Genomic DNA, 23,381 nt, shown 5'->3' with positions numbered 1-23,381 from the left:
GGCGGGCCGATCAGCGTCGACTTTGGCGCCCGATACACGGGCATGTCGTCGTCGGGAACACTGCGCCCGCGTCAGCTGCCCGCTTCCCCTTGTTCGGCGACGTGCTCGGTGATGGCTTTGACGACCGCTTCGCCGGCGCGGCCAATCAATTGGTCGCGCTTGCCTCTAGCCCATTCGTGCGACGCCCGCGGCGCCGCGAGTTGTCCCTTGAAATAAGGAATCACAGCACGGGCGAACAGCTCATAGGAGTGAAAGGTTGCCGGTGGCGGGGCCCAGTCGTGGCCGAGCAGTAGCAACGTTCCGAAGCCACCCGACCGGTGCAGCAAGTCTTCAATGTGGGCGATCGCGTCATCGGGCGTGCCGATGCAGCAATTTCCCTTGGCCGCGTATTGCTCGACGAATTCCCGAGACGACTGGGTGCCTTCCACGGTGTTCGCCAACGGGACAAACCCTGCCGCGCCGAAGTACCTCGAGAAGTCGGGTAACCCGTAAGTGCAGTCGTCGATCGCCTGGTCGCGGCTGTCCGACAAGTGCATGATGCTCAACACCCGCCAATCGGCGCGATCCGGCTCGCCCCGCCCAGCTTTGGCGGCCTGCTCCCGCACCACGCCCCACGCTGTTTCCAGCGCAGCGTAGCCGCCGGGCACTGACATCGACAGTGATAACAGCGACGTGCCCAGCGCACCGGCCAGTCGCGGACCCGATGGCGAAATCATGGCTGCGGTAGCGATTTCGGGGTACGGCCAGGTGTAGGGGCGGATGTGCAATTGCGCTTCACGCAGGGTGAACCAGTCGGAGTGGCGGTCGATTCGCTCGTCAGGTGCGGCACGGAACAGCGCGAGAATCGCCTCGAGGGACTCCTGCATCATTCGTCGCTGCTCGACCGGATCGATGCCCATCATGTAGGCGTCCGACGGCAGCGCGCCGGGGCCGGTGCCGAACATGACCCGCCCACGGGTCAGGTGATCCAGCAGCACCCAACGGTCGGCCACCATTAGCGGATGATGGTAGGGCAGCGAAACCACTCCGGTACCTAGCCGGATGTGGGTGGTCCGTTCCGCTGCGGCCGCGATAAACACCTCCGGGCAAGCGATCAGCTCGTAGCCACCGGAGTGGTGTTCGCCAAACCACGCCTCGTCGTAGCCGAGCCGGTCCAGCGCAACGACGCGCTCCATGTCGTATTGCAACGCCACGGTCGGGGATTGACCGGTCGGATGGAATGGCGTGATGAAAACGCCAAAACGCGACGGTGCCTTCATCGCAACTCCAACCCCGTCAGGAACTCCAGCAGGGCCGCGGTCACCTCACCGGGACGTTCCTGCTGCAGCCAGTGACCGGCCCCGTCGATCAGCACCTCGCGATACGGGCCGGAGATCACCTCCGCAGCGCGGTCGGTGCGGGTGAACGTCAAGACGGGATCGGCTGTGCCCGCAATGAACAACGAGGGCACGGAGATCGTCTTGCCGGCGAGGTCGGCCGTGGTCTCCCAGTTGCGGTCGAAGTTGCGGTACCAGTTCAGGCCGCCGGTGAAACCGGTGCGGGTGAACTCGCCGATGTAGTGGTCGAGTTCCTCCTGACTAATCCAGGCCGGCAACCCGGCCGGCTCCGGAAGCCGATCGATAAAGCCGTCGGGGCCGGGCGCCAGCATACGCATTGCCGCGCTCTGATCGCCCGGAGGGCGCAGACCGCCGATCATTCGGCGCATCGTGCGGGCCGGGTCGCCATTGAGTTCGGCGTCGGCGATGCCGGGCTCCTGGAAATAAAGGATGTAGAAGAAGTTCTCCCCAAACCTGCTGCGGAACGCTTGCGTCGGCGGCACCTGTGCCCGGGGCAGCGCGGGGACGCTCAACGCGGCAACGGCGGCGACTCGGTCAGCGTGCAGCAGTGGCGCGTTCCACACCACCACGGCACCCCAGTCATGACCAACCCAGACCGCCCGCTCGGCACCGACATCATCTAGTAGGCCCACTAGGTCAGCGGTCAACCGGTGAATGTCGTAGGCCTCGATCGCCTCTGGGCGAGACGATCCGCCGTAACCGCGCTGATCGGGAGCCAACACGTGGTAGCCGGCGTCGGCAAGCGCAGGAATCTGGTGTCTCCATGAATAGGCCAGTTCGGGAAAGCCGTGGGCCAGTATCACCACGGGTGCGCCGGGCTCACCGGCCTCGACCACTCGCAGTCGCACGCCGTTGGTATCAACTAACCGTTCGGTAGGTGCGCCCATCGTCTCACCAAATCACACCGGGCACCGGCCTGAGAAGGGCTTGGGGAGCAGCCAGAGGCGATTGTCGCGGGTGCTGCCGCGCATCATTGATCGGCCGGCCGGACCAGTCGGGCCTCCCTTGACGTCCGGATCGCACTTCCTGTGCAGCTGGCATGGCTACAGCTCACAGTGACTGCCCCACGATTGCCGGCCAGGTCCAGTTCAAATTCCGGTGAATTCGCGGACAAAAGCAGCAGGTCAACCAACCGCAGTCAGTCGAGGGTCCCAAACGTGAGCCAATCGGTGAAATGGCTTGCTGCAGTGACACCGGTCACAGGCTTAGCCGACAGCACCGGAATAGCTCAGGCGGGCTATAGAGTCCTATAGAAACATTTGCTGATAGAATTAACCGCTGTCTTGGCGTGATCTTGATACGGCTCGCCGTGCGACCGGTTGGCTCAGTAGCTGACCACCATGTAACCCATCCTCGGCAGGTGTCTACTAAGGCGAGACACCGCATTGGTGGGGATGCATCGCAAATCGGTCCGAGCATGTAGCACTGCCGTTATCCCGGGATAGCAAACCACCCGGAACCAGGGCTATCCCAGTCGCTCTCCGACGGAGGCCGTTTCGCTTTCCGTTGCCCGATAACTCCCGAGTGGATATCGGCGTCATCAGATTCAGGCTTTTCTTCGCAAGGTACCGGTGTTCGCTATATTCGGATATCTCGGACGGATAATTACTAAAACTTCAGTGGTTTAGATAAGGCCGCCGCAATACTTCGCCGATCTTGCCGAGCGCAACGGATTTCCATCGTCGGTTTTCGTCGCCTTATCAAACATGATCGGAGATAATGACAGATCGGCCTAGCTAGGTGTTTAGCGGACGCGATTTAGGACAACCGAGATTTGCTTTGCCTCGCAACCATGAGAGCGCCCCGCTTCGACGCCGAATCGGGTGAGTGATGGTGGGTTAGCACAGCCCTGATTGCGCCACCGGCGAGGTGATTGTGCCCGCCACGAGGCCGCCGCCGGCTAGCCCCATGAGCACACTATATAGACTCTCCTGCAACAGATCTCATACCGATCGAAGGCGAAGCGCAGGCATCGACGTCGGAGACACTGCCTTGGGATCGCGCCGCCTACACGGCGGTTGGCGCATTGTCGCAGCGCAGTTGCAGGAGGGCAAATGTGCGCAGACGATGTAGTCGACAACAAGTGAACATGCCGTCTTCACGAACTCAAAACTGACGATCTGCTTAGCATGAAAAAAACTGTTGACATCGGCCAAGCATGACAGCCAGACTGTAGGCCCTACGCGTGCAATGCAGAACCAAGTCTATGCATGGAATCGACGACCGTTGAGATAGGCGGCAGGCATGAGCAGAGCGTTCATCATCGATCCAACGATCAGTGCCATTGACGGCTTGTACGACCTTCTGGGGATTGGAATACCCAACCAAGGGGGTATCCTTTACTCCTCACTAGAGTACTTCGAAAAAGCCCTGGAGGAGCTGGCAGCAGCGTTTCCGGGTGATGGCTGGTTAGGTTCGGCCGCGGACAAATACGCCGGCAAAAACCGCAACCACGTGAATTTTTTCCAGGAACTGGCAGACCTCGATCGTCAGCTCATCAGCCTGATCCACGACCAGGCCAACGCGGTCCAGACGACCCGCGACATCCTGGAGGGCGCCAAGAAAGGTCTCGAGTTCGTGCGCCCGGTGGCTGTGGACCTGACCTACATCCCGGTCGTCGGGCACGCCCTATCGGCCGCCTTCCAGGCGCCGTTTTGCGCGGGCGCGATGGCCGTAGTGGGCGGCGCGCTTGCCTACTTGGTCGTGAAAACGCTGATCAACGCGACTCAACTCCTCAAATTGCTTGCCAAATTGGCGGAGTTGGTCGCGGCCGCCATTGCGGACATCATTTCGGATGTGGCGGACATCATCAAGGGCATCCTCGGAGAAGTGTGGGAGTTCATCACAAACGCGCTCAACGGCCTGAAAGAGCTTTGGGACAAGCTCACGGGGTGGGTGACCGGACTGTTCTCTCGAGGGTGGTCGAACCTGGAGTCCTTCTTTGCGGGCGTCCCCGGCTTGACCGGCGCGACCAGCGGCTTGTCGCAAGTGACTGGCTTGTTCGGTGCGGCCGGTCTGTCCGCATCGTCGGGCTTGGCTCACGCGGATAGCCTGGCGAGCTCAGCCAGCTTGCCCGCCCTGGCCGGCATTGGGGGCGGGTCCGGTTTTGGGGGCTTGCCGAGCCTGGCTCAGGTCCATGCCGCCTCAACTCGGCAGGCGCTACGGCCCCGAGCTGATGGCCCGGTCGGCGCCGCTGCCGAGCAGGTCGGCGGGCAGTCGCAGCTGGTCTCCGCGCAGGGTTCCCAAGGTATGGGCGGACCCGTAGGCATGGGCGGCATGCACCCCTCTTCGGGGGCGTCGAAAGGGACGACGACGAAGAAGTACTCGGAAGGCGCGGCGGCGGGCACTGAAGACGCCGAGCGCGCGCCAGTCGAAGCTGACGCGGGCGGTGGGCAAAAGGTGCTGGTACGAAACGTCGTCTAACGGCATGGCGAGCCAAATCCATTGCTAGCCAGCGCCTAACAACGCGCAATGCTAAACGGAAGGGACACGATCAATGACGGAAAACTTGACCGTCCAGCCCGAGCGTCTCGGTGTACTGGCGTCGCACCATGACAACGCGGCGGTCGATGCCTCCTCGGGCGTCGAAGCTGCCGCTGGCCTAGGCGAATCTGTGGCGATCACTCACGGTCCGTACTGCTCACAGTTCAACGACACGTTAAATGTGTACTTGACTGCCCACAATGCCCTGGGCTCGTCCTTGCATACGGCCGGTGTCGATCTCGCCAAAAGTCTTCGAATTGCGGCGAAGATATATAGCGAGGCCGACGAAGCGTGGCGCAAGGCTATCGACGGGTTGTTTACCTGACCACGTTTGCTGCCCGCAGTGCAGGCCACAGCGTCTTCCCAACGACCTGTTCGGACTGACCACGCCAGCTGCCCAGGCCGACCCTTCCCGGGTGGCAATGAATTCCGAAGGGACGGTGGACTTGCCCGGAAATGACTTTGACAGCAACGATTTCGACGCCGTGGATCTCTGGGGCGCCGACGGCGCGGAGGGCTGGACTGCGGATCCGATTATTGGCGTCGGGTCGGCGGCGACCCCGGACACCGGACCCGACCTGGACAATGCCCACGGTCAGGCGGAGACGGACACCGAACAAGAGATCGCGCTTTTTACCGTGACGAATCCCCCACGCACGGTGTCGGTATCGACGCTGATGGACGGCCGGATTGACCATGTCGAGCTGTCGGCCAGGGTGGCCTGGATGAGTGAGTCGCAGCTCGCTTCTGAGATCCTGGTGATTGCCGACCTAGCGCGGCAGAAGGCGCAGTCGGCCCAGTACGCCTTCATCCTTGACAGGATGAGTCAACAGGTCGATGCAGATGAACACCGCGTCGCACTGCTACGTAAGACCGTGGGCGAAACCTGGGGGTTACCATCGCCGGAAGAAGCCGCGGCAGCAGAAGCTGAGGTGTTCGCGACGCGCTACAGCGACGATTGTCCAGCACCAGACGACGAGAGCGATCCATGGTGAGTTGAACCGCCCCGGCCGCTGCGGTGACTCTGGTGCTCCGCGTGTTTCCCGACTGGGCTCACAATTCGCGGCTCAGCATTAATAGAGCACGGGTGGAAAATGTGCACAATGCCAAAGCTTTGGCGCGCCTTCATGGCGGGCCGGCCGCTCGGGAGCACCTTCACGCCCAGACAGCCAACCGGGGCTGCGCCGAACCACGTTCGCGCGCTGGATGACTCAATTGACCCGAGTTCTGCTCCCGCTGCCCGTGCTGCTCTTTAGTCACGTCCGCAACACTGGACTCCACCGGGGGCGATGGTCGCTGTGCTCACCTATGCGCGACAACTCGGTTTCTGCCGGTCAACGCCGCCTACAATCCCGCACAGCCGCAACCAACTTGTGAACAAAACCGCAGGTCAGGCAGCTGTCGCTGAGAGCTGGGCAGATCGGGTGTCGCCCGGTGCAGTGACACATGCGACCGGAGCGATGTGCCCGACCCTCGGTGCGCACCAATTCGAGCCAAATCAGGTCCGGTGCACCGCGTGTTTGACCCGAACGCTCAGCTGTCGGATTTTCCGACGCCGTCGGGAACTACCGGTCGTTGGTCTAGCCAGTGGCGACCCGCTGCACCCGGCTCTGGGGTGATTGCCTGGCTCCTCCTCGGCCCGTTTTGCGGGCCGCATTGTCGCCAGGCGCGGGGTTTGCGATCGCCACGGGGCTGATGGTGGCGACCCGCTGCACCCGGCTCTGGGGTGATTGCCTGGCTCCTCCTCGGCCCGTTTTGCGGGCCGCATTGTCGCCAGGCGCGGGGTTTGCGATCGCCACGGGGCTGATGGTGGCGACCCGCTGCACCCGGCTCTGGGGTGATTGCCTGGCTCCTCCTCGGCCCGTTTTGCGGGCCGCATTGTCGCCAGGCGCGGGGTTTGCGATCGCCACGGGGCTGATGGTGGCGACCCGCTGCACCCGGCTCTGGGGTGATTGCCTGGCTCCTCCTCGGCCCGTTTTGCGGGCCGCATTGTCGCCAGGCGCGGGGTTTGCGATCGCCACGGGGCTGATGGTGGCGACCCGCTGCACCCGGCTCTGGGGTGATTGCCTGGCTCCTCCTCGGCCCGTTTTGCGGGCCGCATTGTCGCCAGGCGCGGGGTTTGCGATCGCCACGGGGCTGATGGTGGCGACCCGCTGCACCCGGCTCTGGGGTGATTGCCTGGCTCCTCCTCGGCCCGTTTTGCGGGCCGCATTGTCGCCAGGCGCGGGGTTTGCGATCGCCACGGGGCTGATGGTGGCGACCCGCTGCACCCGGCTCCGCCGGGTTTGCGATCGCCACGAGCGGTAACCTGGACTTTCCAGCTGCGTGTATCGGGAAGGACCTGGCCGGCACGGCCGATGATCGATGAACCGGAAAAACGTGACTCGCACCATAACAGCGATCGCCGTCGTGGTGCTGCTCGGCTGGTCGTTCTTTTACTTCAGCGACGACACCCGCGGCTACAAGCCCGTTGATACCTCGGTGGCGATAACACAGATCAACGGCGACAACGTCAAGAGCGCACAGATCGACGATCGCGAGCAACAGCTGCGGCTGATCCTGAAGAAGGGTAACAACGAGACCGACGGGTCCGAGAAGGTCATCACCAAGTACCCCACCGGGTACGCCGTCGACCTGTTCAACGCGCTCAGCGCCAAAAACGCGAAGGTCAGCACGGTCGTCAACCAGGGCAGCATCCTGGGCGAGCTGCTGGTCTACGTGCTGCCGCTGCTGTTGCTGGTGGGGCTGTTCGTGATGTTCTCCCGCATGCAAGGCGGCGCCCGGATGGGCTTCGGGTTCGGCAAGTCACGCGCCAAGCAACTGAGCAAGGACATGCCCAAGACCACCTTCGCCGACGTCGCAGGTGTCGACGAGGCGGTCGAGGAGCTCTACGAGATCAAGGACTTCCTGCAGAACCCCAGCAGGTACCAAGCGCTGGGCGCCAAGATCCCCAAAGGCGTGCTGCTCTACGGGCCGCCGGGAACCGGTAAGACGTTGCTGGCTCGTGCGGTGGCCGGCGAAGCCGGAGTGCCGTTCTTCACCATCTCCGGCTCCGACTTCGTCGAAATGTTCGTCGGCGTCGGCGCATCCCGTGTCAGAGACCTGTTCGAGCAGGCCAAGCAGAACAGCCCGTGCATCATCTTCGTCGACGAGATCGACGCCGTCGGCCGACAAAGAGGCGCCGGGCTGGGCGGCGGTCACGACGAGCGTGAGCAGACCCTCAACCAGTTGCTAGTCGAAATGGACGGTTTTGGCGATCGCGCCGGCGTCATCCTGATCGCGGCCACCAACCGGCCCGACATCCTGGACCCGGCGCTGTTGCGGCCGGGCCGCTTCGACCGCCAGATCCCGGTATCCAACCCCGATCTGGCGGGTCGGCGGGCGGTGCTGCGCGTGCACTCCAAGGGCAAGCCGATGGCCGCGGACGCCGACCTCGACGGACTGGCCAAGCGGACCGTCGGCATGACCGGAGCCGACCTGGCCAACGTCATCAACGAGGCGGCGCTGCTGACCGCCCGGGAGAACGGCACCGTCATCACCGGTCCCGCCCTCGAGGAAGCGGTGGACCGGGTGATCGGCGGCCCGCGCCGCAAAGGCCGGATCATCAGCGAGCAGGAGAAGAAGATCACCGCCTATCACGAGGGCGGGCACACCCTGGCCGCTTGGGCGATGCCCGATATCGAGCCGATTTATAAGGTGACGATCCTGGCACGCGGGCGTACCGGCGGGCACGCGGTGGCGGTGCCGGAAGAAGACAAGGGCCTGCGGACCCGCTCGGAAATGATCGCGCAACTGGTGTTCGCGATGGGTGGGCGCGCCGCCGAAGAACTGGTGTTTCGTGAGCCGACCACCGGCGCGGTGTCCGACATCGAGCAGGCCACCAAGATAGCGCGCTCAATGGTCACCGAATTTGGAATGAGCTCCAAGCTGGGCGCGGTCAAATACGGCTCCGAACACGGCGACCCGTTCCTCGGACGTACCATGGGCACCCAGCCGGACTACTCCCACGAGGTCGCCCGCGAGATCGACGAAGAGGTCCGCAAGCTTATCGAGGCGGCGCATACCGAAGCGTGGGAAATCCTGACCGAATACCGCGACGTGCTGGACACTTTGGCCGGCGAGCTGCTGGAAAAGGAGACCCTGCACCGACCCGAGCTGGAAAGCATCTTCGCTGACGTCGAAAAGCGGCCGCGGCTCACCATGTTCGACGACTTCGGTGGCCGGATCCCGTCGGACAAACCGCCCATCAAGACACCCGGCGAGCTCGCGATCGAACGCGGCGAACCTTGGCCCCAGCCGGTCCCCGAGCCGGCGTTCAAGGCGGCGATTGCGCAGGCTACCCAAGCCGCTGAGGCCGCCCGGTCCGACGCCGGCCAAACCGGGCACGGCGCCAACGGTTCGCCCGCCGGCACCCACCGGTCCGGTGACCGCCAGTACGGCTCCACCCAGCCTGACTACGGTGCCCCGGCGGGCTGGCATGCGCCGGGATGGCCCCCAAGGTCATCTCATCGGCCCAGCTATAGCGGTGAACCGGCACCGACGTATCCGGGTCAGCCCTACCCGACCGGTCAAGCCGATCCGGGTTCCGATGAGTCCTCGGCGGAGCAGGATGACGAGGTCAGTCGGACCAAGCCGGCCCACGGCTGACGAACGGAGCATTCGATGTCGCAGCTGGATTCGCGCAGCGCATCTGCTCGTATCCGTGTGTTCGACCAGCAACGTGCCGAGGCCGCGGTGCGCGAATTGCTGTACGCGATCGGCGAGGATCCGGATAGGGACGGCTTGGTAGCCACCCCGTCCCGGGTTGCCCGGTCATACCGCGAAATGTTCGCCGGGCTCTACACCGACCCCGACTCGGTGTTGAACACCATGTTCGACGAAGACCACGACGAGCTGGTGTTGGTCAAGGAAATCCCTATGTACTCCACCTGCGAACACCACCTGGTGGCGTTCCACGGTGTGGCCCACGTCGGCTACATCCCGGGCGACGACGGCAGGGTGACCGGCTTGTCAAAGATCGCGCGACTGGTCGATCTGTACGCCAAGCGACCTCAGGTCCAGGAGCGGCTCACCAGTCAGATCGCCGATGCCCTGATGAAAAAACTCGATCCACGCGGGGTAATCGTGGTGATCGAGGCTGAGCATCTGTGCATGGCGATGCGCGGGGTTCGCAAGCCCGGCTCGGTCACCACTACGTCGGCGGTGCGCGGACTGTTCAAAACCAATGCCGCTTCTCGAGCCGAAGCGCTCGACCTCATTTTGCGGAAGTGAGTCCGGCGCCCGTGCAGGTGATGGGGGTTCTAAACGTCACGGACGACTCTTTCTCGGACGGCGGGTGTTATCTCGATCTCGACGATGCGGTGAAGCACGGTCTGGCGATGGCAGCCGCAGGTGCGGGCATCGTCGACGTCGGTGGTGAGTCGAGCCGGCCCGGTGCCACTCGGGTTGACCCGGCGGTGGAGACGTCTCGTGTCATACCCGTCGTCAAAGAGCTTGCAGCACAAGGCATCACCGTCAGCATCGATACCATGCGCGCGGATGTCGCTCGGGCGGCGTTGCAGAACGGTGCCCAGATGGTCAACGACGTGTCGGGTGGGCGGGCCGATCCGGCGATGGGGCCGCTGTTGGCCGAGGCCGATGTGCCGTGGGTGTTGATGCACTGGCGGGCGGTATCGGCCGATACCCCGCATGTGCCTGTGCGCTACGGCAACGTGGTGGCCGAGGTCCGTGCCGACCTGCTGGCCAGCGTCGCCGACGCGGTGGCCGCAGGCGTCGACCCGGCAAGGCTGGTGCTCGATCCCGGGCTTGGATTCGCCAAGACGGCGCAACATAATTGGGCGATCTTGCATGCCCTTCCGGAACTGGTCGCGACCGGAATCCCAGTGCTGGTGGGTGCTTCGCGCAAGCGCTTCCTCGGTGCGTTGTTGGCCGGGCCCGACGGCGTGATGCGGCCAACCGATGGGCGTGACACCGCGACGGCGGTGATTTCCGCGCTGGCCGCACTGCACGGGGCCTGGGGTGTGCGGGTGCATGATGTGCGGGCCTCGGTCGATGCCATCAAGGTGGTCGAAGCGTGGATGGGAGCGGAAAGGATAGAACGCGATGGCTGACCGAATCGAACTGCGCGGCCTGACCGTGCATGGTCGGCACGGGGTCTACGACCACGAGCGAGTGGCCGGGCAGCGGTTTGTCATCGATGTCACCGTGTGGATAGACCTGGCCGAGGCCGCCAACAGCGACGACTTGGCCGACACCTATGACTACGTGCGGCTGGCTTCGCGGGCGGCCGAGATCGTCGCCGGACCCCCGCGGAAGCTGATCGAAACGGTCGGGGCCGAGATCGCTGATCACGTGATGGACGACCAGCGAGTGCATGCCGTTGAGGTGGCGGTACACAAGCCGCAGGCGCCCATTCCGCAGACGTTCGACGATGTGGCGGTGGTGATCCGACGCTCACGGCGCGGCGGCCGCGGTTGGGTAGTCCCGGCGGGCGGCGCGGTATGACGCGGGTAGTGCTCTCGGTTGGCTCCAACCTGGGTGACCGCCTGGCACGATTGCGGTCGGTCGCCGACGGTCTCGGCGATGCGTTGATTGCGGCTTCCCCGATATATGAGGCCGACCCCTGGGGTGGGGTGGAGCAGGGGCAGTTCCTCAATGCGGTGCTGATCGCCGACGATCCTACCTGCGAACCGCGGGAGTGGCTGCGGCGGGCGCAGGAGTTCGAGCGCGCTGCGGGCAGGGTGCGTGGCCAGCGCTGGGGTCCACGAAATCTCGACGTCGACCTGATCGCCTGCTACCAGACCTCGGCCACCGAGGCTCTGGTCGAAGTGACCGCGCGGGAGAACCACCTCACGCTGCCGCACCCACTGGCGCATCTGCGGGCCTTTGTGTTGATCCCGTGGATTGCCGTCGACCCAACGGCGCAGCTGACGGTTGCCGGGTGCCCGCGGCCCGTCACGCGACTGCTGGCCGAGCTGGAGCCCGCCGACCGCGACAGTGTGCGGTTGTTTAGGCCGTCGTTCGATCTGAATAGCAGACACCCCGTCAGTCGGGCACCGGAAAGCTGATGGGACCGACCCGAAAACGTGATCTGACCGCCGCGGTGGTCGGCGCCGCGGCGGTGGGATATCTGTTGGTGGCGGTGCTTTACCGGTGGTTTCCGCCGATCACGGTGTGGACGGGCTTGTCCTTGCTCGCGGTCGCGGTCGCCGAGGCGTTGTGGGCTCGCTACGTGCGGGTCAAGATCAGCGATGGCGAGATCGGAGACGGGCCCGGCTGGCTGCACCCGCTTGTGGTGGCGCGCAGCTTGATGGTAGCCAAGGCCTCGGCCTGGGTGGGTGCGCTGGTGACGGGGTGGTGGATCGGGGTACTGGCGTACTTCCTGCCGCGGCGGTCATGGCTGCGGGCGGCCGCCGAGGACACCACTGGCACGGTGGTGGCGGCGGGCAGCGCGCTAGCGTTGGTGGTTGCCGCGCTTTGGCTGCAACATTGCTGCAAGTCTCCGCAGGATCCGACCGAGCACGCCGACGGCGCGGAAAGCTAGCCCACACCCGACGGTGCCGCGCGCTGCGTCGGCCATGGCCGAACCGGCGATGGGCGTCGGTCGTCGACGTTGCTGGCCGGGCGGCCGACCCGGAATGCGGGGTTGTCTACGCGGCGAATTTGGCCGAACTGCCTACCCGGCTAAGCCATGCGGGAATCGCCGGACCGGCGCGACACGCGGATTGACCTCGCCCGGGTACAGTCAGGCCATGACCGTTCTGTCCCGCGGCGCCCGGGTCCGGCGCGGCGGCCGCAGGCCGGGTTGGGTGCTTTTGACGGCGTTGCTGGTCCTGGCGATTGGGGCCAGTTCCGCATTGGTTTTCACCGATCGCGTGGAACTTCTCAAGCTCGCTGTTCTGCTGGCGCTGTGGGCGGCGGTCGCGGGTGCGTTTGTGTCGGTGCTTTACCGCCGGCAAAGCGACGTGGATCAGGCCCGGGTGCGTGACCTGAAGCTGGTCTATGACCTTCAGTTGGATCGCGAGATTTCGGCGCGCCGGGAGTACGAGCTGACCCTGGAATCTCAGCTGCGCCGCGAGCTGGCCTCGGAGTTGCGCGCTCCGGCCGCCGACGAGGTAGCAGCCCTGCGGGCCGAACTGGCCGCGCTGCGAACCAGCCTGGAGATTTTGTTCGACGCCGACCTCGAGCACCGTCCGGCGCTGGGGACCGTGGAGAAAGAGGCCAGGGCCGCGCGTGCCCTCGATGGCGAGAGCCCTCCCGCGGACTGGGTATCCAGCGATCGGGTTATGGCGGTCCGCGGGGGTGATGGCGCCAGCCGCACCGACGAGGCCTCGATCATCGATGTGCCGGAGGTGGGGGTACCACCGGTGAGCGGAGGACCGCGGCATTATGAGGCTCCGCCACCGCCGCAACCTGAGCCGTTATTCGAGCCGCGCCACCGGCCCCCGCCGCTCCCGCCGCAACAGGAGCGACCAGTCTGGCAGCCGGTCACCAGCCACGGGCAGTGGCTGCCTGCCGAAACACCTGGCAGCCAGTGGGCATCCGTCGAACCCGAAACCACGCCGGCGGCCCCGCCGCCGGGGCGCCGGCGCCGCGCCCGGCATGCCAGCCCAGCAGACCAGGCCTACAATCCGCCCGCCTACGTCGAGCTCGCGGCACAATACGGTGAATCCGGTCGCCGGTCGCGTCATTCGGCGGAGCACCGCGACCATGACATCGGCGGCTCCGGTGCCGGGACGGGTGAGCGTCCGCCGTCACCTCCAATGGCCCCGCCGCCGCCTGCTGAGCCCACACGCCGGCACCGCACCGCGGACACGCCGCCGGATGACTCCGGTGGTTTGCATGCGCGGGACCCGCTAACCGGCGGCCAGTCGGTCGCCGACCTTATGGCGAGGCTTCAGGTCGAGTCGACCGGAGGCGGCCGGCGTCGCCGCCGCGGTGAATAGCGGCGCCGCTTGTGCCAGGGTGTACCCGCCCGATTGCCGCCGGCAACCGACACTGTTGGTGTAGTGACCAAATCAGCAGTGCCCCGGGTGGGTCTTGACGTGCAAATCGACTACAGTCTTGGTGACCGTCCGGTACCCGGGCATGGGACTGGAACGAACCAAGAAACCTGTGAGGCCGTCTGCTATGGAGCGGTTCGACGGTTTGCGTCCGGCCAGGCTCAAGGTGGGGATCATCTCGGCTGGCCGGGTCGGCACCGCGCTAGGGGTCGCGCTGCAGCGCGCCGACCATGTTGTGGTGGCGTGCAGCGCCATCTCTCATGCGTCCCGGCGGCGCGCGCAGCGCCGGCTGCCTGATACCCCGGTGCTGCCACCGCTGGACGTCGCGGCCAGCGCTGAGCTGCTGCTATTGGCGGTCACCGACAGCGAACTCGCCGGCCTGGTATCCGGCCTGGCAGCCACCTCGGCGGTGCGGCCACAAACGATTGTGGCGCACACCTCCGGAGCTAACGGGATTGGCATTCTGGCGCCGCTAGCCCAACAGGGCTGCATACCATTGGCGATTCACCCGGCGATGACCTTCACCGGCTCCGACGAGGACATCAGCCGGCTGCCGGATACCTGCTTCGGGATCACCGCGGCCGACGACGTCGGGTATGCGATCGGACAGTCACTGGTTCTTGAGATGGGCGGGGAGCCGTTTTGTGTGCGCGAAGACGCCCGCATCCTCTACCACGCGGCGCTGGCCCATGCGAGCAACCACATCGTCACCGTGCTGGCCGATGCGCTCGAGGCGTTGCGGGCCGCCCTGAGCGGGGGGGAACTGCTCGGCCAACAAACCGTCGACGACCAGCCGGGCGGGATCGTGGAGCGCATCGTCGGGCCGCTGGCCAGAGCGGCGCTGGAGAACACGCTGCAGCGGGGACAGGCCGCGCTCACCGGACCGGTCGCCCGCGGCGATGCGGCAGCGGTCGCGGATCATCTGGCGGCCCTCGCGGACGTCGACGCAGCGCTGGCCCAGGCATACCGGATAAACGCGCTGCGGACCGCGCAGCGCGCACACGCCCCCGCGGATGTCGTCGAGGTTTTGACGGCATGACGATTCCTGCGTTCCATCCCGGTGAACTCAATGTGTACTCGGCACCGGGGGATGTCGCCGATGTCAGTCGCGCACTGCGACTCACCGGCCGGCGAGTGATGTTGGTGCCTACTATGGGTGCGCTGCACGAAGGCCACCTCGCGTTGGTGCGTGCGGCCAAGCGGGTGCCCGGATCGGTCGTCGTCGTGTCGATCTTCGTCAACCCGATGCAATTCGGTGCCGGGGAAGATCTCGACGCCTATCCCCGCACCCCGGACGACGACCTGGCGCAACTGCGGGCCGAAGGCGTGGAAATCGCTTTCACGCCAACTACCGCGGCGATGTATCCCGACGGCCTGCGCACCACCGTGCAACCCGGTCCGTTGGCCGCCGAACTCGAGGGCGGCCCGCGGCCAACCCATTTCGCCGGCGTGCTGACGGTCGTGCTAAAGCTGCTGCAGATCGTGCGCCCGGATCGGGTGTTCTTTGGTGAGAAGGACTACCAGCAGCTGGTGCTGATCCGGCAGCTGGTCGCGGACTTCAACCTCGATGTCGCGGTGGTCGGCGTGCCGACCGTGCGCGAAGCCGACGGGCTGGCGATGTCGTCGCGCAACCGCTACCTGGACCCGGCCCAGCGTGCGGCGGCCGTCGCGCTCTCGGCGGCGCTAACGGCCGCAGCGCATGCGGCAACGGCTGGCGCGCAGGCCGCGCTGGATGCCGCCCGTGCGGTGCTCGACGCTGCACCCGGCGTGGCGGTCGACTACCTGGAGCTGCGCGATATCGGGCTTGGCCCGATGCCGCTCAACGGTTCCGGTCGGCTGCTGGTTGCTGCCCGGCTTGGCACCACCAGGCTGCTGGACAACATTGCGATTGAAATCGGAACTTTCGCCGGCACCGACCGCCCGGACGGATACCGGGCAATCCTCGAATCACATTGGAGAAACTGATGTTACGGACGATGCTGAAGTCGAAGATCCACCGCGCCACGGTGACCTGCGCCGACCTGCACTACGTCGGCTCGGTGACCATCGATGCCGACTTGATGGACGCCGCCGACCTGCTGGAAGGCGAACAGGTAACCATCGTCGATATCGACAACGGTGCTCGACTGGTCACCTACGCGATCACCGGCGAACGCGGCAGTGGTGTGATTGGCATCAACGGTGCCGCCGCGCACTTGGTGCATCCGGGGGATCTGGTGATTCTGATTGCGTACGCGACGATGGACGACGCCCGGGCCCGCACATACCAGCCGCGGATCGTGTTTGTCGACGCTTACAACAAACCGATCGACATGGGCCACGATCCGGCATTTGTGCCCGAAAACGCGGGCGAGCTGCTAGACCCCCGGCTCGGTGTGGGATAGCCGTGCTGCTGGCGATTGACGTCCGCAACACCCACACCGTTGTGGGCCTGCTGTCCGGAATGAAAGAGCACGCAAAGGTCGTGCAGCAGTGGCGGATACGCACCGAATCCGAAGTCACCGCCGACGAACTGGCACTGACGATCGACGGGCTGATCGGCGAGGATTCCGAGCGGCTCACCGGTACCGCCGCCTTGTCCACGGTCCCGTCCGTGCTGCACGAGGTGCGGATAATGCTCGACCAGTACTGGCCGTCGGTGCCGCACGTGCTGATCGAGCCCGGAGTACGCACCGGGATCCCTTTGCTCGTCGACAACCCGAAGGAAGTGGGCGCAGACCGCATCGTGAACTGTTTGGCCGCCTATGACCGGTTCCGGAAGGCCGCCATCGTCGTTGACTTTGGATCCTCGATCTGTGTTGATGTTGTATCGGCCAAGGGTGAATTTCTTGGCGGCGCCATCGCGCCCGGGGTGCAGGTGTCTTCCGATGCCGCGGCGGCCCGCTCGGCGGCATTGCGCCGCGTTGAACTTGCCCGCCCACGTTCGGTGGTTGGCAAGAACACCGTCGAATGCATGCAAGCCGGTGCGGTGTTCGGCTTCGCCGGGCTGGTAGACGGGTTGGTAGGCCGCATCCGCGAGGACGTGTCCGGTTTCTCCGTCGACCACGATGTCGCGATCGTGGCTACCGGGCATACCGCGCCCCTGCTGCTGCCGGAATTGCACACCGTCGACCATTACGACCAGCACCTGACCTTGCAGGGTCTGCGGCTGGTGTTCGAGCGTAACCTCGAAGTCCAGCGCGGCCGGCTCAAGACGGCGCGCTGACGTCGATGCCGGCATCGAGTCTGGGTACCGGGTCGCCCGCCGCCGACAGGCTCGACGCCACCCACGAGCGTCGGCGTGAGGTCATTTAAGCTGGCACGTCGTGAGTGCCGCTGACACAGCAGAAGACCTTCCTGAGCAGTTCCGGATTCGCCGGGACAAGCGCGCTCGCTTGCTGGCCCAGGGGCGCGATCCCTATCCCGTCGCGGTGCCGCGCACTCACACGTTGGCCGAGGTTCGCGCCGCCCACCCTGACTTGCCGATCGATACCGCGACCGAAGACATCGTCGGCGTCGCGGGCCGAGTGATCTTTGCGCGCAACTCGGGAAAGCTATGCTTTGCGACACTTCAGGACGGCGATGGTACCCAGCTGCAAGTGATGATCAGCCTCGACAAGGTCGGCCAGGCTGCTCTCGACGCATGGAAAGCCGATGTCGACCTGGGCGACATCGTCTACGTGCATGGCGCGGTGATCAGTTCGCGCCGCGGCGAGCTGTCCGTCCTGGCGGATTGCTGGCGGATCGCCGCCAAGTCGCTGCGGCCGCTTCCCGTCGCGCACAAAGAGATGAGTGAAGAGTCGCGGGTTCGTCAGCGCTATGTTGACCTCATAGTTCGACCGGAAGCGCGCGCGGTGGCTCGACTACGGATCGCCGTCGTCCGCGCGATCCGGACGGCGCTTCAACGTCGTGGGTTCCTGGAAGTCGAGACGCCCGTCTTGCAGACGTTAGCCGGTGGTGCGGCGGCCCGTCCGTTCGCCACTCATTCCAATGCCCTAGACATCGATCTGTACCTGCGGATCGCGCCGGAACTGTTCCTCAAGCGCTGCATCGTGGGTGGTTTCGACAAGGTCTTCGAACTTAATCGAGTGTTCCGAAACGAAGGAGCCGATTCCACGCATTCTCCGGAATTCTCCATGCTGGAGACCTACCAGACCTACGGAACCTATGACGATTCGGCAGTCGTCACCCGGGAGCTTATTCAAGAGGTGGCCGATGAGGCGATCGGAACCAGACAACTGCCGTTGCCCGACGGCAGTGTCTATGACATCGACGGAGAATGGGCGACTATACAAATGTACCCGTCGCTGTCTGTGGCGCTCGGTGAAGAGATCACACCGCAGACGACGGTCGATCGCTTACGTGGGATCGCCGATAGCCTTGGCCTGGAGAAAGACCCAGCGATTCATGACAACCGTGGCTTCGGCCACGGCAAACTCATCGAGGAACTCTGGGAGCGCACAGTGGGCAAGAGCTTGAGCGCACCCACATTTGTCAAGGATTTTCCGGTTCAGACAACGCCTTTGACCCGTCAGCACCGCAGTATCCCCGGCGTAACCGAGAAGTGGGACCTCTATCTGCGCGGAATCGAACTTGCCACCGGCTACTCGGAATTAAGCGACCCGGTAGTCCAGCGGGAGAGATTCGCCGACCAGGCCCGTGCCGCGGCCGCTGGCGATGACGAAGCGATGGTGCTTGACGAGGATTTTCTGGCCGCTCTGGAGTACGGCATGCCACCGTGCACCGGAACCGGAATGGGTATCGATCGGTTGTTGATGTCTTTGACTGGGTTGTCAATTAGGGAGACAGTTTTGTTCCCGATTGTTCGACCACACTCCAACTGAACTGTGGGTGTTGTGTCTGGATTGAGTATTCTGCGTTCTTATGGCAGATTGGTGACCGGGGAGTCTATCCGTACTGCACAGGAAGAAACGCGAGGGTAAGCCAATGGCGAAGAAAGTAACCGTCACCTTGGTCGACGATTTCGACGGTTCGGGCGCCGCCGACGAAACGGTCGAATTCGGGCTTGACGGGGTGACCTATGAGATCGACCTTTCCACTAAGAATGCCACGAAACTGCGTGGCGACCTGAAGCAATGGGTGGCGGCGGGCCGTCGCGTCGGTGGGCGCCGGCGCGGCCGTTCCGGATCCGGCCGTGGACGTGGCGCGATCGACCGCGAGCAGAGCGCGGCGATCCGCGAATGGGCTCGTCGTAACGGGCACAATGTGTCGACGCGAGGCCGGATCCCGGCCGACGTCATCGACGCATACCACGCGGCGACCTGACATTTGGCTACCGGCGCCCAGGCGAAAGCCTGGGCGCCGGTACTTTGCCGCGTTCGCTGGCGGCGAACCGATGGCCGCTCGGCGCCGGAAACGCTTGGGTGGTTTTCTCGTTTATCTCCTATGCGGTTCTGTTCAACGGCGACTTGGGGCGCTGCGCCCCGGAACCGACCAGGCACCGCAAGGTTAGGAACCCTGGCAGGCCGACCATTACAGTGGACGGCAGGTACGCGGTGTCGACCGCTGTATCCGATGGTGAGGGAGAGCAGGTAGCCACCGATGTTCGAACGATTTACCGACCGTGCCCGCAGGGTCGTCGTCCTGGCTCAGGAAGAGGCCAGGATGCTCAACCACAACTACATCGGCACCGAGCACATTCTTTTAGGCCTGATCCATGAAGGGGAAGGCGTTGCCGCCAAGTCACTGGAGTCGTTGGGGATCTCGCTGGAAGGTGTGCGCAGTCAGGCCGAGGAGATCATCGGCCAGGGCCAGCAGGCGCCGTCTGGGCACATTCCGTTTACCCCCCGCGCCAAAAAGGTCCTCGAGCTGAGCTTGCGTGAAGCGCTGCAGCTTGGCCACAACTACATCGGGACCGAACACATTTTGCTGGGCCTCATCCGAGAGGGTGAAGGCGTGGCCGCCCAGGTGCTGGTCAAGCTGGGCGCCGAGCTGACCCGGGTGCGCCAGCAGGTGATCCAGCTGCTCTCCGGTTACCAAGGCAAGGAGGCCGCCGAAGCCGGCACCGGCGGCCGCGGGGGAGAGTCCGGCTCTCCGTCTACGTCCTTGGTGCTCGACCAGTTCGGCCGCAACCTCACGGCGGCGGCGATGGAAGGCAAACTGGACCCGGTCATCGGCCGCGAGAAGGAAATCGAGCGGGTCATGCAGGTGCTCTCTCGGCGCACCAAGAACAACCCGGTGCTGATCGGCGAGCCCGGCGTCGGCAAGACCGCGGTCGTCGAAGGACTGGCGCAGGCCATCGTGCACGGCGAGGTGCCCGAGACGCTCAAGGACAAGCAGCTCTACACGCTGGATCTGGGATCGCTGGTGGCGGGTAGCCGCTACCGCGGTGACTTCGAGGAACGCCTCAAGAAGGTGCTCAAGGAGATCAACACCCGCGGTGACATCATCCTGTTTATCGACGAGCTGCACACCTTGGTCGGTGCTGGAGCCGCCGAGGGCGCGATCGACGCCGCCTCGATCCTGAAACCGAAGCTCGCTCGCGGTGAACTGCAAACGATCGGCGCCACCACGCTCGACGAATACCGCAAGTACATCGAGAAGGACGCCGCGCTGGAGCGCCGCTTCCAGCCGGTGCAGGTGGGTGAGCCGACGGTGGAGCACACCATCGAGATCCTCAAGGGCCTGCGGGACCGGTACGAGGCGCACCACCGGGTGTCGATCACCGATGCGGCGATGGTGGCCGCCGCGACCCTGGCCGACCGCTACATCAACGACCGGTTCCTGCCCGACAAGGCGATCGACCTGATCGACGAGGCGGGTGCTCGGATGCGGATTCGTCGCATGACCGCACCGCCAGACCTACGCGAGTTCGATGAGAAGATCGCCGAGGCTCGTCGGGAGAAGGAATCGGCTATCGACGCCCAGGACTTCGAGAAGGCCGCCAGCCTGCGCGACCGGGAGAAGACACTGGTCGCACAGCGTGCTGAGCGCGAAAAGCAGTGGCGTTCAGGCGATCTTGACGTGGTCGCGGAGGTCGACGACGAGCAGATCGCCGAGGTGCTGGGCAACTGGACCGGTATCCCGGTGTTCAAGCTCACCGAGGCCGAGACCACCCGGCTGTTGCGGATGGAAGAAGAGCTGCACAAGCGGATCATCGGGCAAGAGGACGCCGTCAAGGCCGTTTCCAAGGCCATCCGGCGTACCCGGGCCGGGCTGAAAGACCCCAAGCGCCCGTCGGGCTCGTTCATCTTCGCCGGCCCGTCCGGTGTCGGTAAGACCGAACTGTCCAAGGCGCTGGCCAACTTCTTGTTCGGTGACGACGACGCGCTTATTCAGATTGACATGGGTGAATTCCACGACCGGTTCACCGCGTCGCGGCTATTCGGCGCGCCGCCCGGATACGTCGGCTACGAGGAGGGCGGCCAACTCACCGAGAAGGTGCGGCGCAAGCCGTTCTCGGTGGTGCTGTTCGACGAGATCGAGAAGGCGCATCAGGAGATCTACAACAGCCTGCTGCAGGTGCTCGAGGATGGCCGGCTCACCGACGGGCAGGGCCGCACGGTGGACTTCAAGAACACCGTGCTGATCTTTACGTCCAATCTGGGCACCTCCGACATCTCTAAGCCGGTCGGTCTGGGCTTTTCCAAGGGCGGCGGTGAGAACGACTACGAGCGGATGAAACAGAAGGTCAACGACGAGCTGAAGAAACACTTCCGCCCGGAGTTCCTCAACCGCATCGACGACATCATCGTCTTCCACCAGCTGACCCGCGAGGAGATCATCCGGATGGTCGACCTGATGATCAGCCGGGTCGCCGGCCAGCTCAAGAGCAAGGACATGGCGCTGGTGCTGACCGATGCGGCCAAGGCGCTGCTGGCCAAGCGTGGCTTCGACCCGGTGTTGGGGGCCCGCCCGTTGCGGCGCACCATCCAGCGTGAGATCGAAGATCAGCTCTCGGAGAAGATCCTCTTCGAGGAGGTCGGGCCGGGTCAGGTGGTCACCGTCGACGTGGACAACTGGGACGGTGAAGGTCCCGGCGAGGACGCGGTGTTCACCTTCACCGGTACCCGCAAGCCGCCGGCCGAGCCGGATCTGGCCAAGGCTGGAGCGCACAGCGCGGGCGGCCCGGAGCCGGCCGCGCGGTAGCGGTCTAGGTCCATCGGCCGTATTAGGCGAAAACCGCGACCGCCGATCCGCTGTGACAATAGACTCTGCTGACGTCGGTTTGTCCGGAAGCTGTTCGGAGGTGGCCAATGTCGTTTGTGATTGCCGTTCCGGAGTTCCTGTCGGCGGCGGCCACGGATTTGGCCAATCTCGGTTCGACGATCAGCGCGGCTAACGCGGCTGCCAGCATCCCGACCACCGGCGTGCTGGCCGCGGGCGCAGATGACGTATCGGCGGCGATTGCGGCGCTCTTCGGCGCGCACGCCCAGGCGTATCAGACGATCAGCGCGCAGGCGGCGACGTTTCATGCCCAGTTCGTGCAGACCTTGAGTGCGGGTGCGGGGGCGTATGCCAACGCCGAGGCCGCCAACGTTCAGCAGAGTTTGCTGAACGCGATCAATGCGCCCACCCAGGCACTGTTGGGACGTCCGTTGATCGGTGATGGTGCCGACGGGACGGCGCCCGGGCAAAACGGCGGGGCGGGCGGGCTGCTGTATGGCAATGGCGGTAATGGCGCGGCCGGGGTGAACGCGGGGATTGCCGGCGGCAGCGGCGGGGCGGCCGGGTTGATCGGCAACGGCGGATCCGGTGGTGCCGGCGGAGCCGGTGCGGCCGGCGGGTCCGGCGGACAAGGCGGGCTGCTGTACGGCAACGGCGGCGCGGGCGGCAACGGCGGGGCGGCGACTATCCCCGGCGGCAACGGCGGCGCCGGTGGTGCCGGCGGCAACGCGTGGCTATTCGGCAACGGTGGGGCCGGGGGGCTCGGCGCGGCCGGCGCGGCGGGTGCCGCCGGGGTCAACCCCCTGACCGTCCCGGCGGGCCAGGGCAGCATGGGTAACAACGGTGAACCGGGCGGCCCCGGCCAGCCAGGCACCGAGTTCGGGCAAACCGGTGGCACCGGTGGCACTGGCGGTACTGGCCTGTCCGTTGGCGGGACCGGCGGGACCGGCGGAAACGGTGGCCCCGGCGCGCCCGGCGGCACCGGGGGGACCGGCGGGGCCGGCGGCTCTGGCGGTCGGGGTGGGCTCCTGGTCGGCGACGGCGGCGCAGGTGGCATCGGGGGCACAGGGGGCGAAGGCGGCATCGGCGCCCGGGGCGGCACCGGCGGTCAGGGCGGAATGGGCGGCGCCGGGCAACCAGGCGTTGGGGGTGACGCTGGTGACGGGGGTAACGGCGGGATCGGCGGTGACGGCGGCGCCGGCGGAGACGGCGGCGCGGGCGGCGCGGGCGGCGCGGGCGGCCTGTTCGGCGTCTCCGGTAGCTCCGGGCTGGGCGGTGCCGCCGGTAGCGGGGGTAATGGCGGGGGCGGTGGTGAGCCCGGTGTGGCCGGCTCCCCGGGCGTTGGGCCTGCGGGCCGTGGCGGCGACGGCAACCTCGGCCAGTTCGGCCCTGAAGGTGCACCCGGCCAGCCCGGCCAGCCGGGCCAGCCCGGTTGACATCGTTGCAGCGGGTC

21 protein-coding genes are annotated in these 23,381 nt (G+C 65.4%); 19 read left to right on the top strand and 2 right to left on the bottom strand.

Annotation, left to right across the window (positions count from 1 at the left end; all coding sequences use genetic code 11):
- Positions 1-71: 71 nt before the first annotated feature.
- Positions 72-1,259: an LLM class flavin-dependent oxidoreductase gene (locus tag FF952_RS19040; RefSeq protein ID WP_003902667.1), complete on the bottom strand. Its 1,188-nt coding sequence runs from the start codon at positions 1,257-1,259 to the stop codon at positions 72-74.
- Positions 1,256-2,224 carry an epoxide hydrolase EphA gene (gene ephA / locus FF952_RS19035; protein ID WP_003899600.1) on the bottom strand — a complete coding sequence of 323 codons (969 nt, stop codon included), beginning with the start codon at positions 2,222-2,224 and terminating at the stop codon, positions 1,256-1,258. Before ephA ends, FF952_RS19040 begins: the two co-directional genes overlap by 4 nt.
- 1,357 nt (positions 2,225-3,581) lie before the next feature.
- On the opposite strand from ephA, the gene espA reads away from it, so the two are divergent.
- The 19 genes from espA to FF952_RS18935 all read left to right on the top strand — a co-directional run bounded on the left by espA (position 3,582) and on the right by FF952_RS18935 (position 23,364).
- Positions 3,582-4,760, top strand: coding sequence for a type VII secretion system ESX-1 target EspA (gene espA, locus FF952_RS19030; protein WP_003419551.1), 1,179 nt, complete (start codon positions 3,582-3,584; stop codon positions 4,758-4,760).
- A gap of 73 nt (positions 4,761-4,833) precedes the next feature.
- A complete protein-coding gene (gene espC / locus FF952_RS19025; protein ID WP_003899599.1) occupies positions 4,834-5,145 on the top strand; it encodes a type VII secretion system ESX-1 filament-forming target EspC in 312 nt (103 codons plus the stop codon).
- A 115-nt stretch (positions 5,146-5,260) separates the two neighbouring features.
- Complete coding sequence (gene espD, locus FF952_RS19020; RefSeq protein WP_003419545.1) at positions 5,261-5,815, top strand: type VII secretion system ESX-1 target EspD; 555 nt, start codon at positions 5,261-5,263, stop codon at positions 5,813-5,815.
- Positions 5,816-5,914: 99 nt separating this feature from the next.
- Positions 5,915-6,076 carry a hypothetical protein gene (locus tag FF952_RS19015; protein ID WP_003902532.1) on the top strand — a complete coding sequence of 54 codons (162 nt, stop codon included), beginning with the start codon at positions 5,915-5,917 and terminating at the stop codon, positions 6,074-6,076.
- Between the two features lie 1,108 nt (positions 6,077-7,184).
- Positions 7,185-9,467: an ATP-dependent zinc metalloprotease FtsH gene (gene ftsH, locus FF952_RS19005; protein ID WP_003419543.1), complete on the top strand. Its 2,283-nt coding sequence runs from the start codon at positions 7,185-7,187 to the stop codon at positions 9,465-9,467.
- Positions 9,468-9,482: 15 nt separating this feature from the next.
- Positions 9,483-10,091 (top strand): GTP cyclohydrolase I FolE, encoded by a 609-nt coding sequence (gene folE / locus FF952_RS19000; protein WP_003899597.1) that lies wholly within the window; start codon positions 9,483-9,485, stop codon positions 10,089-10,091.
- The gene (folP, locus tag FF952_RS18995) at positions 10,088-10,930 is read left to right on the top strand and encodes a dihydropteroate synthase (RefSeq protein WP_003899596.1); all 843 of its coding nucleotides are present in this window, start codon (positions 10,088-10,090) and stop codon (positions 10,928-10,930) included. Before folE ends, folP begins: the two co-directional genes overlap by 4 nt.
- Positions 10,923-11,324, top strand: a complete 402-nt coding sequence (folB, locus tag FF952_RS18990; protein ID WP_003419537.1) for a dihydroneopterin aldolase — start codon at positions 10,923-10,925, stop codon at positions 11,322-11,324. Before folP ends, folB begins: the two co-directional genes overlap by 8 nt.
- Entirely contained in the window at positions 11,321-11,887 is a 567-nt protein-coding gene (gene folK / locus FF952_RS18985; protein WP_003419536.1) for a 2-amino-4-hydroxy-6-hydroxymethyldihydropteridine diphosphokinase, read from the top strand. Before folB ends, folK begins: the two co-directional genes overlap by 4 nt.
- A complete protein-coding gene (locus tag FF952_RS18980; protein WP_003419535.1) occupies positions 11,887-12,363 on the top strand; it encodes a DUF3180 domain-containing protein in 477 nt (158 codons plus the stop codon). The genes folK and FF952_RS18980 overlap by 1 nt, the downstream gene beginning before the upstream one ends.
- A 208-nt stretch (positions 12,364-12,571) precedes the next feature.
- The gene (locus FF952_RS18975) at positions 12,572-13,765 is read left to right on the top strand and encodes a DUF6779 domain-containing protein (RefSeq protein ID WP_003899595.1); all 1,194 of its coding nucleotides are present in this window, start codon (positions 12,572-12,574) and stop codon (positions 13,763-13,765) included.
- Between the two features lie 184 nt (positions 13,766-13,949).
- Positions 13,950-14,861: a Rossmann-like and DUF2520 domain-containing protein gene (locus FF952_RS18970; RefSeq protein ID WP_003419533.1), complete on the top strand. Its 912-nt coding sequence runs from the start codon at positions 13,950-13,952 to the stop codon at positions 14,859-14,861.
- The gene (gene panC, locus FF952_RS18965; RefSeq protein WP_003419526.1) at positions 14,858-15,787 is read left to right on the top strand and encodes a pantoate--beta-alanine ligase; all 930 of its coding nucleotides are present in this window, start codon (positions 14,858-14,860) and stop codon (positions 15,785-15,787) included. The genes FF952_RS18970 and panC overlap by 4 nt, the downstream gene beginning before the upstream one ends.
- A complete protein-coding gene (gene panD / locus FF952_RS18960; protein ID WP_003419523.1) occupies positions 15,787-16,206 on the top strand; it encodes an aspartate 1-decarboxylase in 420 nt (139 codons plus the stop codon). Before panC ends, panD begins: the two co-directional genes overlap by 1 nt.
- A 2-nt stretch (positions 16,207-16,208) precedes the next feature.
- Positions 16,209-17,027: a type III pantothenate kinase gene (locus FF952_RS18955; protein WP_003419517.1), complete on the top strand. Its 819-nt coding sequence runs from the start codon at positions 16,209-16,211 to the stop codon at positions 17,025-17,027.
- 100 nt (positions 17,028-17,127) lie between these two features.
- Positions 17,128-18,645: a lysine--tRNA ligase gene (lysS, locus tag FF952_RS18950; RefSeq protein ID WP_003419514.1), complete on the top strand. Its 1,518-nt coding sequence runs from the start codon at positions 17,128-17,130 to the stop codon at positions 18,643-18,645.
- A 103-nt stretch (positions 18,646-18,748) separates the two neighbouring features.
- Positions 18,749-19,087, top strand: a complete 339-nt coding sequence (lsr2, locus tag FF952_RS18945) for a histone-like nucleoid-structuring protein Lsr2 (RefSeq protein ID WP_003419513.1) — start codon at positions 18,749-18,751, stop codon at positions 19,085-19,087.
- A 276-nt stretch (positions 19,088-19,363) separates the two neighbouring features.
- A complete protein-coding gene (gene clpC1 / locus FF952_RS18940; RefSeq protein WP_015631599.1) occupies positions 19,364-21,910 on the top strand; it encodes an ATP-dependent protease ATP-binding subunit ClpC in 2,547 nt (848 codons plus the stop codon).
- A 107-nt stretch (positions 21,911-22,017) separates the two neighbouring features.
- Complete coding sequence (locus FF952_RS18935) at positions 22,018-23,364, top strand: PE family protein (RefSeq protein ID WP_003419510.1); 1,347 nt, start codon at positions 22,018-22,020, stop codon at positions 23,362-23,364.
- Positions 23,365-23,381: the final 17 nt, after the last annotated feature.

This window comes from Mycobacterium tuberculosis complex sp. N0072 (assembly GCF_030323725.1).
GTDB lineage: Bacteria > Actinomycetota > Actinomycetes > Mycobacteriales > Mycobacteriaceae > Mycobacterium > Mycobacterium tuberculosis.
Note: the sequence above shows the minus strand (reverse complement) of the source record. Positions and strands in the feature narration are given on the sequence as shown.